The 15557-nt window shown below is 59.4% G+C and carries 16 protein-coding genes and 2 pseudogenes; 11 read left to right on the forward strand and 7 right to left on the reverse strand.

What is annotated here, in order from left to right:
- Window positions 1–395: 395 nt before the first annotated feature.
- Window positions 396–1022, forward strand: coding sequence for a LysE family translocator (locus tag QRN22_RS24210; RefSeq protein WP_042552123.1), 627 nt, complete (start codon window positions 396–398; stop codon window positions 1020–1022).
- 60 nt (window positions 1023–1082) lie between these two features.
- On the opposite strand, the gene QRN22_RS24215 is transcribed toward QRN22_RS24210, so the two are convergent.
- The 5 genes from QRN22_RS24215 to QRN22_RS24235 all read right to left on the reverse strand — a co-directional run bounded on the left by QRN22_RS24215 (window position 1083) and on the right by QRN22_RS24235 (window position 5198).
- Window positions 1083–2705 carry a methyl-accepting chemotaxis protein gene (locus tag QRN22_RS24215; RefSeq protein WP_042552115.1) on the reverse strand — a complete coding sequence of 541 codons (1623 nt, stop codon included), beginning with the start codon at window positions 2703–2705 and terminating at the stop codon, window positions 1083–1085.
- Window positions 2706–2913: 208 nt separating this feature from the next.
- Entirely contained in the window at window positions 2914–3468 is a 555-nt protein-coding gene (locus QRN22_RS24220; protein ID WP_052493744.1) for a DUF4124 domain-containing protein, read from the reverse strand.
- A gap of 230 nt (window positions 3469–3698) precedes the next feature.
- Window positions 3699–3971 (reverse strand): type II toxin-antitoxin system YafQ family toxin, encoded by a 273-nt coding sequence (locus QRN22_RS24225; RefSeq protein ID WP_042552112.1) that lies wholly within the window; start codon window positions 3969–3971, stop codon window positions 3699–3701.
- Window positions 3971–4231, reverse strand: coding sequence for a type II toxin-antitoxin system RelB/DinJ family antitoxin (locus QRN22_RS24230; protein ID WP_042552111.1), 261 nt, complete (start codon window positions 4229–4231; stop codon window positions 3971–3973). Before QRN22_RS24230 ends, QRN22_RS24225 begins: the two co-directional genes overlap by 1 nt.
- 694 nt (window positions 4232–4925) lie before the next feature.
- Complete coding sequence (locus QRN22_RS24235; RefSeq protein ID WP_042552110.1) at window positions 4926–5198, reverse strand: hypothetical protein; 273 nt, start codon at window positions 5196–5198, stop codon at window positions 4926–4928.
- Window positions 5199–5318: 120 nt separating this feature from the next.
- On the opposite strand from QRN22_RS24235, the gene QRN22_RS24240 reads away from it, so the two are divergent.
- From QRN22_RS24240 to QRN22_RS26720, 8 genes and pseudogenes are all read left to right on the forward strand, one after another.
- Entirely contained in the window at window positions 5319–5534 is a 216-nt protein-coding gene (locus tag QRN22_RS24240) for a helix-turn-helix domain-containing protein (RefSeq protein WP_042552109.1), read from the forward strand.
- A gap of 104 nt (window positions 5535–5638) precedes the next feature.
- The gene (locus QRN22_RS24245) at window positions 5639–5842 is read left to right on the forward strand and encodes a hypothetical protein (RefSeq protein WP_156152640.1); all 204 of its coding nucleotides are present in this window, start codon (window positions 5639–5641) and stop codon (window positions 5840–5842) included.
- Entirely contained in the window at window positions 5802–6020 is a 219-nt protein-coding gene (locus QRN22_RS24250; protein WP_156152639.1) for a hypothetical protein, read from the forward strand. Before QRN22_RS24245 ends, QRN22_RS24250 begins: the two co-directional genes overlap by 41 nt.
- 262 nt (window positions 6021–6282) lie before the next feature.
- Complete coding sequence (locus QRN22_RS24255) at window positions 6283–6543, forward strand: hypothetical protein (protein ID WP_042552107.1); 261 nt, start codon at window positions 6283–6285, stop codon at window positions 6541–6543.
- A gap of 184 nt (window positions 6544–6727) precedes the next feature.
- Window positions 6728–7594 (forward strand): hypothetical protein, encoded by an 867-nt coding sequence (locus QRN22_RS24260; RefSeq protein WP_042552106.1) that lies wholly within the window; start codon window positions 6728–6730, stop codon window positions 7592–7594.
- A 2-nt stretch (window positions 7595–7596) separates the two neighbouring features.
- Window positions 7597–8604, forward strand: coding sequence for a GGDEF domain-containing protein (locus QRN22_RS24265; protein ID WP_042552105.1), 1008 nt, complete (start codon window positions 7597–7599; stop codon window positions 8602–8604).
- 291 nt (window positions 8605–8895) lie between these two features.
- Window positions 8896–9525: pseudogene (locus tag QRN22_RS26715) on the forward strand (PAS domain S-box protein); the annotation flags it as partial.
- 150 nt (window positions 9526–9675) lie between these two features.
- Window positions 9676–10110 (forward strand): annotated as a pseudogene (locus tag QRN22_RS26720) (methyl-accepting chemotaxis protein); the annotation flags it as partial.
- 138 nt (window positions 10111–10248) lie between these two features.
- Here the strand turns inward: QRN22_RS26720 and QRN22_RS24280 are convergent.
- Window positions 10249–10785: a hypothetical protein gene (locus tag QRN22_RS24280; protein WP_042552103.1), complete on the reverse strand. Its 537-nt coding sequence runs from the start codon at window positions 10783–10785 to the stop codon at window positions 10249–10251.
- 356 nt (window positions 10786–11141) lie between these two features.
- Between QRN22_RS24280 and QRN22_RS24285 the strand changes: the two genes are divergently transcribed.
- The gene (locus QRN22_RS24285; RefSeq protein ID WP_042552102.1) at window positions 11142–11762 is read left to right on the forward strand and encodes a LysE family translocator; all 621 of its coding nucleotides are present in this window, start codon (window positions 11142–11144) and stop codon (window positions 11760–11762) included.
- On the opposite strand, the gene QRN22_RS24290 is transcribed toward QRN22_RS24285, so the two are convergent.
- Window positions 11759–12544, reverse strand: a complete 786-nt coding sequence (locus QRN22_RS24290) for a class I SAM-dependent methyltransferase (RefSeq protein ID WP_042552101.1) — start codon at window positions 12542–12544, stop codon at window positions 11759–11761. The two genes, QRN22_RS24285 and QRN22_RS24290, sit on opposite strands and share 4 nt — an antisense overlap.
- A gap of 334 nt (window positions 12545–12878) precedes the next feature.
- Here QRN22_RS24290 and QRN22_RS24295 point away from each other — a divergent pair, with 334 nt between their 5' ends.
- Entirely contained in the window at window positions 12879–15425 is a 2547-nt protein-coding gene (locus tag QRN22_RS24295; protein ID WP_042552100.1) for an HWE histidine kinase domain-containing protein, read from the forward strand.
- The last annotated feature ends 132 nt before the right edge of the window (window positions 15426–15557 follow it).

A 15557-nucleotide genomic window follows, 5' to 3' on the forward strand; every position in this document is an offset into this window, starting at 1 on the left:
CGCAGGCGGCGTCTGGGCGAGCGCCATGAACGGCACGGCGGCGAAAAACAACGGGGAATACGAGCGCATGACATCCATACCTGGAAAATAAGTTCATCCTTGAGGCGAGGCATTTTGCCACCACCTTTGCCATCAACCTGAGACCTGCTGCTCACCTTCCAACCCGGCCATGTGTCGTGATTCACAACCTCAGCGAACGTGGCCTGGTTGACCGGCCGTCCATACTCCGATGGACGTGGTCGTTTTTTAGCCTAGCAAGAAAGCCAATTTATTGACTAGCCGCGGCCAGTGGCTATCAGGTGACGGGGCGGGCACCGTTGACGATTTCCTTCAATACAGCCCCATCGCGCGCCCCACAAACTTCCGGCATCTTTTCTCGAGAAGCGATGCCCGCCATGCAGCAGTTCCTGATCATTGCCGCCGCCCACTTCCTGGCGCTGCTTTCCCCCGGCCCGGATTTCTTTCTGGTGGCCCGTACGTCGCTGTCCGCCGGTTGGCGAGTGGCCAGTGGCGCGTGCCTGGGCATCGCGCTGGCCAACGCGGTGTTCATCGTGGCGGCGTTTACCGGAGTGTCGGTCCTGCAGCCAGGCAGCGCAGCCTTCATCGTGCTGCAGCTGGTTGGCTGCCTGTATCTGCTCTACCTCGGCGTGCTGTTCATTCGCCACGCGGGCAGCAGCGTGCTGCAGGCAGCGCAAGGCACCGCAGCGGCCAGGCCAATCACCTGGATGCAGGCGGCCGGCATGGGTTTTCTGTCGGGCATCCTCAACCCCAAGAACGCGCTGTTCTACGTCAGCCTGGCGAGCATGCTCGGCAACGCGCACGGCAGCGCCGGCTGGAAGCTGTTCTATGGTGCGTGGATGTTCGCCGTGGTGCTCGGCTGGGACCTGCTGGTGGCGCTGGCGATTGGCAACGGGCGCGTGTTGCAGCGTTTCCAGCGCGCGCTGCCGCTGCTCGAACGGCTCTCGGGGCTGGTCTTGATCGCCCTGGCACTGGGAATGCTGGGCCTGTTGCTGATCGGCTGATGGCACCCGGGCAAGCGCTCACCGCACACCCGATGGCAGGCATGCGGCGAGGAGCGGCGGTCAGTCCCGGAGGCGCGCGGCCAGGGTCGACAAGTCGCCGGACAGCCCCTGCATGGCGCGGCTTGCCGACTCGCTGCGCTGCAGGTCGGCCTCGTTGCTCTGGGCGATGGAAACGATCTCCGCCAGGTTGCGGGCGATGTCTTCGGCGACCGAGGTCTGCTCCTCGGCAGCGGTAGCGATCTGCCGGTTCATGTCACGGATCGCCTCCACCGCCTGGGTGATGCTGTGCAAACGCTCGCCGGCCATGCCGACCTGAGCACGGCCCGCAGCGCTCTGCTGCGCACCGGCATTGATGGCCGCAGTGGCTTCCTTCGAAGCGCTCTGCACATTGGCGATCAATTGGTGGATTTCGCTGATCGAGCTCGCGGTGCGGACCGACAGATTGCGCACTTCGTCGGCCACCACCGCGAAGCCTCTGCCCGCATCACCGGCCCGGGCGGCTTCGATGGCCGCGTTGAGGGCCAGCAGGTTGGTCTGATCGGCGATGCCGCGGATCACATCCAGCACACTGCCGATGCGCTCGCTGTCGCTTTCCAGGCGGGTGATCACCTCAGAAGTACGGGTGATCTCACTGTGCATCTGCTCGATGGTGGCGATAGTGCTGGCCATGGTCGCCTCGCCTTCCCCGGCAGCCTGATCGGCTTCGTCAGCGGCACGGGCCGCCGCAGCGGAATGCCGCGCCACTTCATCGGCCGTCGCACTCATCTCATGCATGGCCGTGGCGACCTGATCGGTACGCGAAAACTGCTCGCGAATGCCGTGGCCGATATGCCCGGCCACGCTGCTCAGGTCGTGGGTGGCAGCATCCAGCTCGCTGGTCCCGCGACGCAGTTGCTGGGACAGCGCCTGCATGAACTCGCGCAGGCGATTGGCGGCCTGGGCCAGGTGCCCTACTTCATCCTCACGGCCTTCGCTCAGGCGCTCACCGAACTGCCCACGGCTGAGCAGATCGAGCTGCCCGGTGGCCTGCAGCAGTGGTGTGGTGATGCGCCGGTTAACCAGCCAGGCACTGAACAGCGCCAGCAGTATTCCCAGCCCAAGCATCGCCAGGCTGCCGAACAGCACGCTGCGCCGGGCTATCTCGCTCAGTTGCGTGGCGCTCGCCTGGCTGCGCTCGTGCAGCTCGTCGACCAGCAACGACAACTGCTCGGTGGTCGCCCGGTCGATGCCCTTCACTGCCGCGTCGCCGGCCTGAGCGGAAAACCCGGCCGCGGCAAAGGCCTCATACCCACGACGATAGGCCTGGCCCATTTCGGCATGTGCACGGCGCAGTTCGCTCAATCGCTGGCGCAGCTCGGCGCTGCCTGCGGTTTCGATCAGGTGACCAATCTGCGCCTGTACGCGCCCCTCTTCTTCCTGAAACTGCTGCCAGTAACGGTTGCGCTGAGTCTGGTCAGCGCCGCGCAGCAAGACGTTCTTCCATTCCTGCACCTGAATCTTGAACGCCAGGTTGGCGGCATCCACCTGACGCGCCTCTTCGAGAGGGCCACCGAGCAGCGCCTGATAGCCATCCAGTTGCCGCGACAACAGCGCGAAACCCGCCAGCGCAATCAACAACATCAACACCAGACCACCGCCAATCAGCAACACCAATTGGGCACGCAGCGAACGACCAAGGCTCATGGAAAACTCGAACAGGAGGGGGAAGTGCGATGATTTTATGAAGGCTGTGTTACGGATATGTTGCAGTGCGGTAACCAGCGGTCAGGCGCACGGCACTGCGCAGAAAATCACCCAGCCGCCGATGCCCTCCGACTGTTCGCGAGCGCGATGAAGAATGTACGCGCGTCTTGGCAAGCAGCGCCCAATACGGCGCCGGCGCAGCTGAAAGTCAGCGCTTGTTCATCTTCTTCCTGGCCTCTTCCATGCCCTCCTCCATCGCCGCGGCGGCCAGGCCCGAGCAGACCATCACGCCGGCCCCGCGGGACAGGCATTCGTAGCGCTGCTGGTCCTCACCCGAACTGGTGACGCAGTTCTGCATGCTGATCCGCTCCTCGATGCCGGCGAAGTTCTTCTGCCCTTCCGCGTACTCGGCGGCAGTGATTCGCCCGGCTTCCTTGCGCTCCAGGGCCATCTCCTTGAGGTTCTCGATATCGATGGCCGTCCAGCGCATGGCGCTCTTGCACATCTCTCGCTTCGAGACCTTGGCTGGAGCGGCGTCAGCACCAGCACTGCGGGCTGGCAATGCAGGGGGGGCAGCCGCTCGGCCATCGCCCACATACCCATGGTTGATGTTCACAGGCTCGGCATGCCGCTCAGAGGCAGGGGGCTGGCTGCCGAAATGCTTCTGCCCATTCTCATCCACCCAGGTGTACACCTGGCTCAACGCCTGCGCGGAAAGGATGCTGCACAGCAGGAACAACGGAAGCGTCTTGCGACCGAGCATGAGTCATAAATCCTTCTACGAGGCGCGGGTTGCGCAGCGGGCAATCTAGAGCCGGGGGGGTTGGTTTGCCAAGAGACAACCCCGAGTTTCGCAGTCGGGGCTTTTGCAATGTGACGGGGATAAAGATTTGCAGCGTTCTCTGGGCGGTTTCGCCGCGCGCGTAGCCTCTGCCAATGCCTGGCTCGGTTTGCCTGAACCTGCCGATGCATCACTACGCGGGACGCATCAAACTACTTATTGAAAATATCGGCGTGTGTGCCGGTCCTGGCCAACTGGAGTTCGTCACCCTCCACCCGGTAAATCAGCAACCAGTAAGGCTCGATGTGCGCATCACGAAAACCCTTCCAGTTACTCTTCAGCGGGTGGTCAAGGTAGCGACTCGGTAATGGTTGCTGTTTCGCGAGCAGATTCAATAACGTCTTCAACTTGCCCATATCCTTGCCACGTTTCTGCGCCAGTTTGAAGTCTTTCTTGAAGGCGCTGGAAGGTACGAGCGTCAGCATCAATCACTCAGCTCATCGAACAGCGCATCAACGGACTTGGTCTTGCTGCCCTTGCCTGCGATCAACTCGGCGATGGCGGCAGCAGTGGCTTTGTTCGGGGTGCGGTCATAGGGTAGATCCTGGCCAGCTGCGATCTGAGTCATCATCAGCCGTATGGCTTCGGAAATGCTGAGACCCTGCTCAGATAAACGTCGGGCGGCGGCTTCTTTGGTGGCGGTATCGATCCGCGCACGAACAACGGTATCGGCTGTGACTGCCATGACGATGGCTCTCCTGCTTGATGTAGCTACAATTGTAGCTACAAAAAACGATACAACTATCGATTTCGAGTATTCAGGTTGATCCGTGCCTTGCAATTCCTATGCTCGATGCTGCCCTTCGCATAGGGGCAGTAATCGCTGAGCCTGGGATCTGCTTTGCCGACGACTACGACCTCTTGGCGCTTTTGCCGCGGCGGTACCAGCTCGCTAGCCACTCTGGTAGATGGCACAAGGTTCCTGGCACCTTGAGGCACATAATTGGCATCACTGAATGAGGTTTGCCGATCATGCTGTTCTTGCGCACGAGCACGTGACCACTCCTGAAGTTCTGCCTGGGCATCTCGATGCGCGTCATCGCTGGGCCTGATCCAGTTCTTCTCGTCGATCCTGGGGGATTCATAGGGCTGTTGATTGGCAGGCTAGGAGGCATGCACAGCCTCGGGCTTGCGTAACGCGTCAGCGCTAAAGCGCGACAGCTGCGCATGCGTTGCAGCGCTCGTCGTCATCTGCCCGGAAGCCAGATAAAGGCCACCACCAGTGATGCACAAGCCAAATGCCAGCGATACGCCCCAAACTGCGGCAGTTCCAGCTTTGCGCCGGATTCTCGAGGGCGCGTCGTCCCAATCTGCATTCATTCAATACCCTCCATGGCAAATCAATCGGCCGCGTCACGCTGCTGCCACGCCTTCGATGATTAATGCGTGTCCTGATCATCCTTGTCCGGGTCAGCCTTGTTGCACTCAGGGCTGATCTGCCCTTTGTCCGGCATGGCTTCACCGGTCATGAGCCACCATCGGTATTGCGGATGCGTCTTGCCTAACAGTTCGATTTCCCCGGGACCAAGCCGCGCTTTGCCCCGTTTGATGTTCTGCCAGCGCACATAGTCCTTGCTTCCCACCGTCGCCAACTCTTTGAGACTGGTGTTGTTGAGCAATAGAAGCGCCCTATCGGCCATCCCGTTTGCCATTGAAAAACGCCATTAATGTCTTATATACATCACAAGCGTCACGTGTATTATATACATGTGTATTTTTAACACGACGCAATTAAGTACTCGCAATATTGACATGAATAGGCACGGAACGACATGGGACTGGAAGAGCTGGACGCCTCCAAGTTGATAGGCCCGCAACAGGACGTTGAAACCATCGAAACCTGGGCAGATCGCAATGGCATCACTTACGACACCGCCCGCAGCTGGGCCATGCGCGGTGTACTCCCTACGGTAAAACTCGGTAAACGGCGCCTGGTGAACAGCGCGATGCTAAGGCGCTGGCTGCTCGGGCAGGAGTGGTCATCATGAGCGGCGGGCAGGGACCCGCGTCTGGCCTTTACCGTGGTCTAGGTTTGCTCTGCCTGTTGGTCAAAAGCCGCAGCGGCAAGGCGCGCGCCCTTCCCGTGCATACCATGCACCCGGTCCCGCCGCGTGCCGCCCTGAGAGGGCAATGGGCGTTGCGCTGCTACCCCTACCTGCTGATGCGCGAAACCCATGCCCGGCCCGCTGCGGCCGAGGTACTGGATCGCTGCGCCCGCCAGCGCCGCGGCAACGCACTGCGCCGTGCCCTGGGGTATGTTCGAGCAGGCCATGCCAGCCATGCGCACGGGGTCTGAGCGCCCGCTGGCGAAGGTGCTCGGTAACTGGGCCTGCCCGCTGGTGATCGGCATCGCCTTGGGTTCGGTCTTCAGTATTCTGCTGGCTGGCGAAGCCATGCTGCGCATGGACCAACAGTTATTCGACGCCATCAATCGAGTGATTCTCTCCTGCCTGAATGCGCAACAGGAGGCCTGATAAGCATCGATATATCCCTATACAAACTGTAGTTATCTGCTGATCAACTTCGATACATCTATCGCCTTTGAAGATCGGGTCGAATAATCTTTCGTAGTTCCCCGTTTCATGCCGGCGTTCAACATGGTAGATGCTGAATCACCCAGAAATGGTTACTCGGGCAGCATGGATATGCCATGAGTGGATGCGTAGCCTGCACTTATTCGAATCCGCGAGTTATTCGCGCGGGTTGCGGATTTTGTCAGGAATCAATCGAGTGCCTATGAACCTTCTTCTTAAATCACTGACGCGTACTTTCCAAGGCATCTACAACGTCAACACCGAGCGGCAGCCCGACCGACTTACCATTGTCTGCGAAGACCTGGATGGAAACGTCATTGCCGTGCGTGTATTCAGTGACGGGCAACTCAGAAACAGGCTCTTGGTCATGCAGGTGATGCTCGATCTCGAAAGAAGCCTGTTGCGCGCACGGGAATCACTTTGCAGCCAATCGAAACCAGCGCCTGATAATCCTTGCGCATGAACAAGCGGCGTCCCACCCGTTTCAGCTTGGCGCGTTTTTTGGTGCGCGCCCTATTTCTTCAAGGGTAGCAGCGATTTCTGGAACATTTCTGGGTAATCGTGGCGTTACTCCGAAGCCTGTGTATAGTGAGCCCTCAATGATAGCCACATGACATCTATGAATTATCGTGTGGCCTGAGGCCTATATGAAACACGCATGCATTCGGGAACGTGTAGATCGTATCACTAAACAATTACTGAATAGCGATATCGAAGCGGTCATCAACGATCACTACGATCTGATGATGGCCAGGTACAAATTAAACCCCCTGTTCTATAAAACACTTTTCAAGAGCGATCGCTACATGGTGGCGCTGGCCTTGCTATCGAAGTTCTATTCGACCAAAGGCATGACGCTTTCCGTCGTAAGGTCTTTCTGTGAAGAACGTGGGTATTTGTCAAAGAATACATTGGAGTCCTACTTTTCATTCTTCCTGATCACCAAACGCATGACCATAATTACCCACCCCAGCAATGGGCGCCTGCGCGTATACGAACCATCGGCTCAGGCTCTGGCCGAAACGAAAGCGATTCTGGACACCCATTTGCTACCCCTGGCGTCATTGAGCATGGAGAATCTGAGGTTTCTCACTACCTCCAATTCGTCATGCAGGTCCGAGCACTTCCTGAGAGGCTTCGCACAGCTTCTCGATGCCAGATGCACGCTGGATATCATCGTCCCGGACGCGCATTGGATGTTGAACAGAGATGGCGGCTACATGTTGGTACTTGCGCTGTACATCGACATGTCGAAGAACCGTAACGAACAGGGTGGTTACAAATCCTCAACCTACGCGGCATTGTCTTCACTGTTATGCGTATCCAGTACGCACCTGATGCGACTGGTTCGAGAGGGCGAAACCAGAGGTTATTTCAAAAATCATAAAAATATCGTCGAAGTAACCCCGAAGTTCGAGTCTTTCGTGCGAACGATGATGGCCTGCACATTTGCCATCACTCTAGTCAGCGTAGAACTGGGTGAGGTTCAAGAGCTTGGCTCCTTTGATGAGTGACTATGATTACCCTGACATTGGATCAGCAACGAACGATCGCGTTGCTGCGCAAAGGAATCGCCACTACTCAGTTACTGGCAATAATGAGTTGGGGGATTGTGCAATTGATTCGTGGCGCGGATTTTTTCTCGGCGTTCACGTTGCTTCCCCTGATGGCCCTGTTTTTTCTTCTTCTCATGCAGGCGTACGCGAAATCGATAGTTGCGTGGCGTTTCAGCGGCCTGTTGTTCGTTGCCGTATTCGTACTCAGCTATAAATTTTTATTCGACAGGGAGCCCTACCTGCACACCCATTTCTCTCTTGCATTCTCAATCATCTGCGTGACAGGTGAATCGCTTTTGATTCGGAAGAAAATAGACTTCGTGATCGCGGCCATTGCAACCTGGGCCATCGTCTTTCCGTTAACCGAGAATTTGTCAGGCAGTTCAGACCAGACCTACATCGCCGTTCTCTTCGTGAGTTCCATTTCGCTAGGGCTGATCAATAACCGAACTTACTGGCAGTCACTGGAAGACACGCTGGCGGGCGAGGCGCACTACAGAATGATTGCCGAAACGGATTACCTGACCTCGATCTACAACCGGCGTGCCTTGATGGAAAAGCTGAAGACTTTCACGGAAACCAGGCCCGGGGGCTTCTTTCTGATGATTGATGTCGATGACTTCAAAAAGATCAATGACGCCCATGGCCACGATGTGGGCGATCAAGTGCTCTGTGCCATGGCGAGTTGCTTTCGGGCCGTAGAGGGAAGTGCTGTCTACGGGCGCATTGGCGGTGAAGAGTTCGCGGTGGTCATCGATACGCTATCCGAGCAGACCGCCTTGGCCTATGCGCAACGATTGCTGGATGCAGTCAGGCACGGTGAGTGGTCTCCCGTGGGCTTCACCATCAGCGCTGGGCTGGTCCCGTTCGCGAAGGGAGAGCCGCTTTCCGACATTCTGGTGCGCGGTGACCGATGCCTGTACCGGGCAAAGCACACCGGAAAGAACAGAGTCAGCACCACCTGCTGAGTTTCTTCGCCGCAGGTGCAACCGTTACAGCGATTCTTGCGCGGCCGTACGTTGCGTTCACCCAGTTCAGTTCAAACAAAAACTCACTGCAGGCACAGACAAACCAACCCCAAGCATCGCGATGGCACGCCAGCCGCGAGAGAAGCTGCAACCTGCATCATGCATATATGCAGAGCCAGATAGACGCCTGAGTAGGCACTTTCACTCATTTTAGGAGCGAGCATGTTCAATCGACATCTGAAGCATGATCTGACGAAACTGGCTAACGATCTCGAGCAGTTGCAGCAGGCCATGGAGCTTTTGGAAGTGCAGTGCCCGACGATCAAGCTCGACGGTGAGTGCAGGGTCATCTCGGTAAGCGATGCACTGTGCGGCTTGATGGGCCTCGCCCGTGAACAGCTGCTGGGAAAAGGCATTTTCGATCTGCTTTGCATTGGCGAACTGGATAAAACCAAATTGAAAGGCCTCGCTGCGGGACCTTACCCGCAAGATGTGCTGCCCTTGCAATGCAACTATCACGGCGCCAGCAGGGCTGGCACCAAGCTGAATATCCGCTGGTTCCATTCGAGAACCGACAATGGGAAGCGAACCATACTGGGCTATGTATTCAGTGATGGCCTCGAGCTCTCGGCCGCGCTGACCAAATCCACTGCCGTCATCCAGTTCTCGCTCGATGGCCGCATTCTTTCGGCCAACCAGAACTTTCTCAACTCGATGGGCTATGCCTTCAATGAAATCGAAGGCAAGCATCATCGAATGTTCTGCACGCCCGAAGACATCGCCTCGCCCCATTACACCGAGTTCTGGAACCAACTCAACCGTGGCGACTTCGTCGCCGGGCGATTCAGGCGTATCGACAAGAAGGGCAAGACCGTCTGGCTTGAAGCCACTTACAACCCTATCGTCAATGGCAAAGGCCAGCTCTACAAAGTGGCCAAGTTCGCCAGCGTGGTAACTGATCAGGTCGAGAAAGAGAACGAAGTCAAACATGCCGCCGAGGTCGCCTACGAGGTATCGCAACGCACCGATGTAAGCGCGGAAAACGGCACTGCCGTGGTCGGAGAGGCCGTGGTGGCCATGAAAAAGATCGCCGAGCAGATGCAGTCCGTCACCCAGAGCATGGACGCGCTCGGCTCGCAGTCGGTGTTGATTAGCGCCATCGTGGAAACCATCAGTGGCATCGCCGAACAGACCAACCTGCTCGCACTGAATGCGGCGATCGAAGCCGCGCGGGCGGGCGAGCAAGGGCGCGGTTTTTCCGTCGTCGCGGATGAAATCCGCAAGCTGGCGGCACGAACCAGTTCCGCGACTCAGGAGATCGTCAACGTCGTCGACCAGAACCAGGAGCTGGCCAAGCGCGCGGCCGTGAATATCCAACAGAGCCGCGACCAGGCCGGCAAAGGCCTGGAGTTGGCTGAACAGGCGGGCGTCGCGATCACCAACATTCAGCAAGGCGCAAGGCAAGTGGTCGAGGCCGTCAGCCGTGTGGCACTGGACCTTCGCTAGGAACAGCAGCGCCCTGGGTCATGGGCAGGGCCTTCAGAATGCTCTGAAGGCCCGAACAGGCCACGAATCACCCGGTAGCGATGGTGGTCCTCGCCGCATCGCCATGAGCCTCTACACGAGCGACCGAGCTGGCTCGGTTCAAGGTCCGCATTGCCAGCGCCCCTCGAGGGTACGGCTCGGGTTGTCCTCGAGCAGGTAGGTCGCGGTAGCGGCATGGTGAGGCGACTCACCGCCGCCACCACCCTCCGCGTCGCCATTGAGCTTGACCTCGATCGCCAGTCGATCGCCTTTGAACGTCGTGCCGTGCAGCATGCCGTCGAAGCCACCAGGCGCCTGAATCGCCTCGACACGGTCACCGAGCTTCGCCACGCCCTGCGCATCGGCCGTACTGGCAACGTTGCCCGCTACATGGAGATAGGCATTACCCGCCACCGAGAAGGTACACACCAACTCACCCGGCAGTTTGGCCCCGGTGATGTCCTGCTCGCTCAAGGGCGCCAGCTTGGTCGATGCCCCGCTCTCGACGGATGCCCCCGGCGTGACGGCCTGGGCCTGGGCCTGGGCCGTCTCCTCCTCCGCCGAACACCCCACTTGAAGGGCCAGCGCGGAAAACAGCGCCATGCAGACCATTGCGTTTCGGCCCTGCCGGCCAACACCGTGGCGATTCTGAAACATCACGTCCTCCGTCATTCACATCTTCGTCTGGCAAGTAAGCTCAGCAGCGGATAATCAGCACGCGAGCAGCCTGCCTTTCAACCGACCGCATCGATGAAGGGACGTTTCTGCTAAATCTTGGTGAGCCATGGGGCGAGTCTTTTAAGGAGACTGGAAAGCACGCTGCGCAGGGTTATGCCGAACGGCAAAGGGCGCTATCCATTTGGAAACGGCAATTCAATCCGGTGCGTGCGCGTCAGTGGCGTCATGGTGAAACCTGGCCCGATCTTGCCAGACGCTGGGCGGCCTACAGGTGCAACTTCTAAGGGGGCACATTTTAGGAGTAACCTTCCTCCACCTCTCGCAGAGACTCATCCATGTCAATTTCCGACAGCCTCCTGGCTTTCACCCTTGCAGCGACGCTCCTGACGCTGACGCCTGGCCTCGACACAGCGCTGGTACTGCGAACGGCCACGGTGGAAGGAAAACAACAGGCTATTCGAGCGGCTCTGGGCATCAATGCAGGCTGCCTGCTTTGGGGCGCAGCCGTGGCTTTTGGACTGGGGGCACTTATTGCCGTGTCAGAGTTGGCGTTCAACGTTCTGAAATACTGCGGCGCAGCCTATCTGGCATGGCTTGGGCTAAATATGCTGGTGCGGCCTCGGAAGTCGTTATCACCGGCTGAGGGAGATGAGAAGGCAAGTCCGAACTGGTTTTTGAAAGGGATGATGGGAAATGTCTTGAACCCCAAAATAGGGATCTTTTACGTATCCTTCCTTCCACAGTTCATTCCACAAGGCCAGCCATTGGTTACCTGGACATTTGGCCTGGTGAGTATCCATGTCGTCATAGGATTGCTCTGGTCGATCACTCTAATTGCAGCGACACAGCCTCTGGCCAAGGTGTTGCGCAGTGAGAGCGTAGTTACATGGATGGACCGTGCGACCGGCCTGATTTTCGTCCTGTTTGCAATGCGTCTCGCCTTCAGTAAACGCTAGGCTCGCCTCGTGGCCACTGCAATCAACGCCGTCGAAGGAACAGAGAGGACAGGTCGATCAGCGGCCAGTCGGCGTACCTCGCCGATCACTGCTGCCTTGTCGGCAGCGCTCAGGCTCGTCCAGTCAGGCGACATGCCGAAAAGCTTGTCGGGCTCATCGAGCGCGGTGACATCGACCTGAAAGTCATGGGTCACGCTTTCGATAACCGGGTTGCTGTAACCCGCCTCGATCAACGCCGCGGCAAAATCATCCGGCTCGCTCAAGGCCAGTACGGCCTCGGGCATGGTCATCCCCACGCGCTCGGGAAATAGGTTGCGGCGTATACTGCCAAGCAGCAGAAAGGTCGCCGCGCCCTGCTTCTGCCAGCTAGCGACCACGCCAAAACCACCTGGCCGGGTTACGCGCTGCATCTCTGCCAGGCCTTTGCGCCAGTCGGGAAACATGATCACGCCGAAGATCGAGAACACGGCGTCGAAGCTGGCATCCGGCAGGTCGAGTGCCTGTCCGTCCATCACCCGCGTTTTTACGTTAGGCAGCCCTTGCGCAGCCACACAGGCCAACATGGCCGGCGAGAAGTCGGTCGCCAGCACCTGCGCCCCCGTTCGTGCAGCCGCCAGTGCCAGTGCTCCGGTTCCTGCCGCGACGTCGAGTACATGGCTGTGCGGCCCCAGTGCAAGGCGGGCCAGCGCCGCCCGTGCAAAGTGCGCAGTGAATGGCTCGGCTGTCTGCTGATAGTGCCTGGCTGCCACATTCCAGTGATCTGGATTCTCGTACTCGTTCATCGCGCTCGCCCCTTCATGTAACTACACAAGTAGCATGAAGACGATCTTTTGCCAACGCTGGATTCATGAACAGTACCGACATGGCCAACGCTGTACGGGCCCCGCAAAGGCCATGGCCAGCGACTGTTTCCGGTTCTTTGCCAAGGAGGGTGAGGGTGCAGCCAATCGTCATGAATGTCGTGCAAGCACGCCGAACCTCGGCGATACCGCCCTGAGTTGTCCTGCAGTGACGAACGCTGGATTGCCCTATAAACTGATTTTGCGGTGTTTTTCACCGCTCGATTTCCTTCGGTAGCCACTCAGGCAGCCGGCCTTCCATCAACCGGCAGTGCCAATGACTCTCGAACCTCGCGTTAACCTGACCAACTGTGATCGCGAGGCGATCCAATTTCCGGGCAGCATCCAGCCGCACGGCTGCCTGCTGGCCTGCAACGCATCGGCGAGCATCGTCCTGCGTCATTCCGCCAATGCCCCGGACATGCTCGGTGCGGCAGGCGATCTGAACGACCAGCGACTGGAAGCGGTGGTCGGGGTAGAAGCCGCTCATTCGATACGCAACTCGCTTGCCCGTACCCGGGAAGGCTCGCGCCCGGTGCTGACATTCGGCCTAACGCTGGCGTCGGGCCGGACCTTCGACATCGCGGCGCATCTGTTCAAGGGCACCGCGATCATCGAGTTCGAGCCCTGCGGCGCGAGCATCGCCGAACCGATCGAGCTGGCCCGCACGCTCATCGCGCAAGTCCGCGAGATCGATCGGACCGACAAACTCTTTCGCGATTCGGCACGCATGGTCCGCGCCATGCTTGGCTATGACCGGGTGATGATCTACCAGCTTGGCGCCGACGGTGCCGGCAAGGTGATTGCCGAGTCCAAGCGCAGCGACCTGGAGAGTTTCCTGGGGCAGTATTTCCCGGCCTCGGATATCCCTCAGCAGGCCCGCGCCCTGTACCTGCGCAACCCGATCCGGATCATCTCGGATGTCAGGTTCAAGAGCGTGCCGGTGCTGCCCGCGCTGGACCTGTCGGGCGAGCCGGTGGACCTGTCCTACGCCCATCTGCGCAGTGTCTCGCCGATTCACTGCGAGTACCTGAGCAACATGGGTGTGGGCGCATCGATGTCGATCTCGATCATCATCGATGGGGCGCTCTGGGGCCTGATCGCCTGCCACCATTACGCACCGCGCACGCTGACCATGGGGCAGCGGGTGGCGGCCGAGATGTTCGGCGAATTTCTTTCCATGCATATCGAGACGCTGCGCGCACGGCAGAAGCTGGAGGCCGCTGCCCAGACCCGTCAGGTGCTCGATACCCTGCTGCTCGATGCCAACAGCGCGACGGACATGGAAGAGTTCTTCCGCTCGCGCATCACGGATTTCAAGGCATTGATCCCCTGCGACGGGATCGGCATGTTGTTGCAGGGCCGCTGGTCCGAGGAGGGGCTGACCCCGCCCAAGCTCGCCGCTCCGGCATTGCTGTGCTTCATCGAAGGGGTCGCGCAGGGCCGTACCTGGGCCTCCAATCGCCTTTCCATGGCGCACGTGGCTGCCCAGGATTACGCCTCGGACGTCTCGGGCGTGCTGGTCATTCCCATGTCTCAGCACCCAAGGGACTACCTGATCCTGTTCCGCAAGGAAGTGGTCGAAACCCTGGACTGGGCGGGTGACCCGAACAAGACCTACGAGAGCGGATCCTTTGGTGAACGCCTGACACCTCGCAGGAGCTTCGCCATCTGGAAAGAGACGGTGCATCACCAGTCACTGCCCTGGACCGAGCAGGACCGCCAGTTCGGCGAGGCCATTCGCGTTGCGATCGTCGAGGTCGTGCTGCACAACAGCGAGCTGCTCGCCAACGAGCGGCTGAAGGCGGACGTGCGCCAGCGCATGCTCAACGAGGAGCTGAACCATCGGGTCAAGAATATCCTCGCGCTGATCGGCGCCCTGGTGGCCCACCCCACCGCGGAGGCGCAGACCCTCGGCGGTTATGTAGCGACCTTGAAGGGCCGCATCCAGGCACTGGCGCTGGCACACGATCAGGTCGTGCGTGGCGACGGCGGTGGCAGTCTCGCGGCGCTGCTCAATGCCGAGCTGTCGCCTTACCGCACGTCCGCCGATGCGATCGAACTGCACGGGCCCAATGTGGTGCTCGATGCCCGGGCTTACTCGGTCATGGCACTGGTCCTCCATGAACTGGCCACCAACGCCGCGAAGTACGGCGCGCTGTCTCGCGCGAGCGGCAAGCTGGTGGTCACCTGGTCAGTCGATGCTGGCGGCGCTTGCGATATCGCATGGAGAGAAGCCGGCGGCCCGCCCGTCAGAGCACCGGCGCATACCGGCTTCGGCTCCGTGCTGATCGACCGCAGCATCCCGTTCGACCTCGGTGGCACCAGTGCCCTGGAATTTTTGCCTGAGGGCCTCAGGGGCCATTTCAAGATTCCGGCCAAACATCTTTCTCTCGCAGACCCGGCCGAGACCGAGCAACCGGCAGCGCTCATCGCCCTGCCGACCCTGGACCTCAAGGACCTGGCCAACTCCAGCGTGCTGATACTCGAGGACCAGTTGGTGATTGCGGTCGGTCTCGAACAGATCCTGGCCGACGCCGGGGTCGAGGACGTGATCACGGCCAGCTCGGAAGTCGAGGCACTGAGACTGCTCACCAGCCGAAGACCGGATGTGGCAGTGCTGGACATCAATCTGGGCACGGGCACATCGCTGGCCGTCGCCGAGGAACTGCAGCGCCTGCAGATCCCGTTCATCTTCGCGACCGGCTACGGCGACAGCATCGCTCTTCCCGACGAACTGAAAGACGTCTGCATCGTTCGCAAGCCCTACGATGCCGCCTCGATTCTCGTGAACCTGCAAGGCTTGATCGATCGACCATCGTGATCCTCTGCCCGATCGACGTGCGGGCCACACCGCGAACTGCCATTCGCGCCTGGCAGGTCGATAGCGGCTGCCAGGTGCGCGGGAGACCGAATACAATGGGCGCCCGATTATCCTGGCTGCACGGACAAGGAC

Source organism: Pseudomonas sp. MEJ086 (genome assembly GCF_030209025.1).
GTDB lineage: Bacteria > Pseudomonadota > Gammaproteobacteria > Pseudomonadales > Pseudomonadaceae > Aquipseudomonas > Aquipseudomonas fulva_A.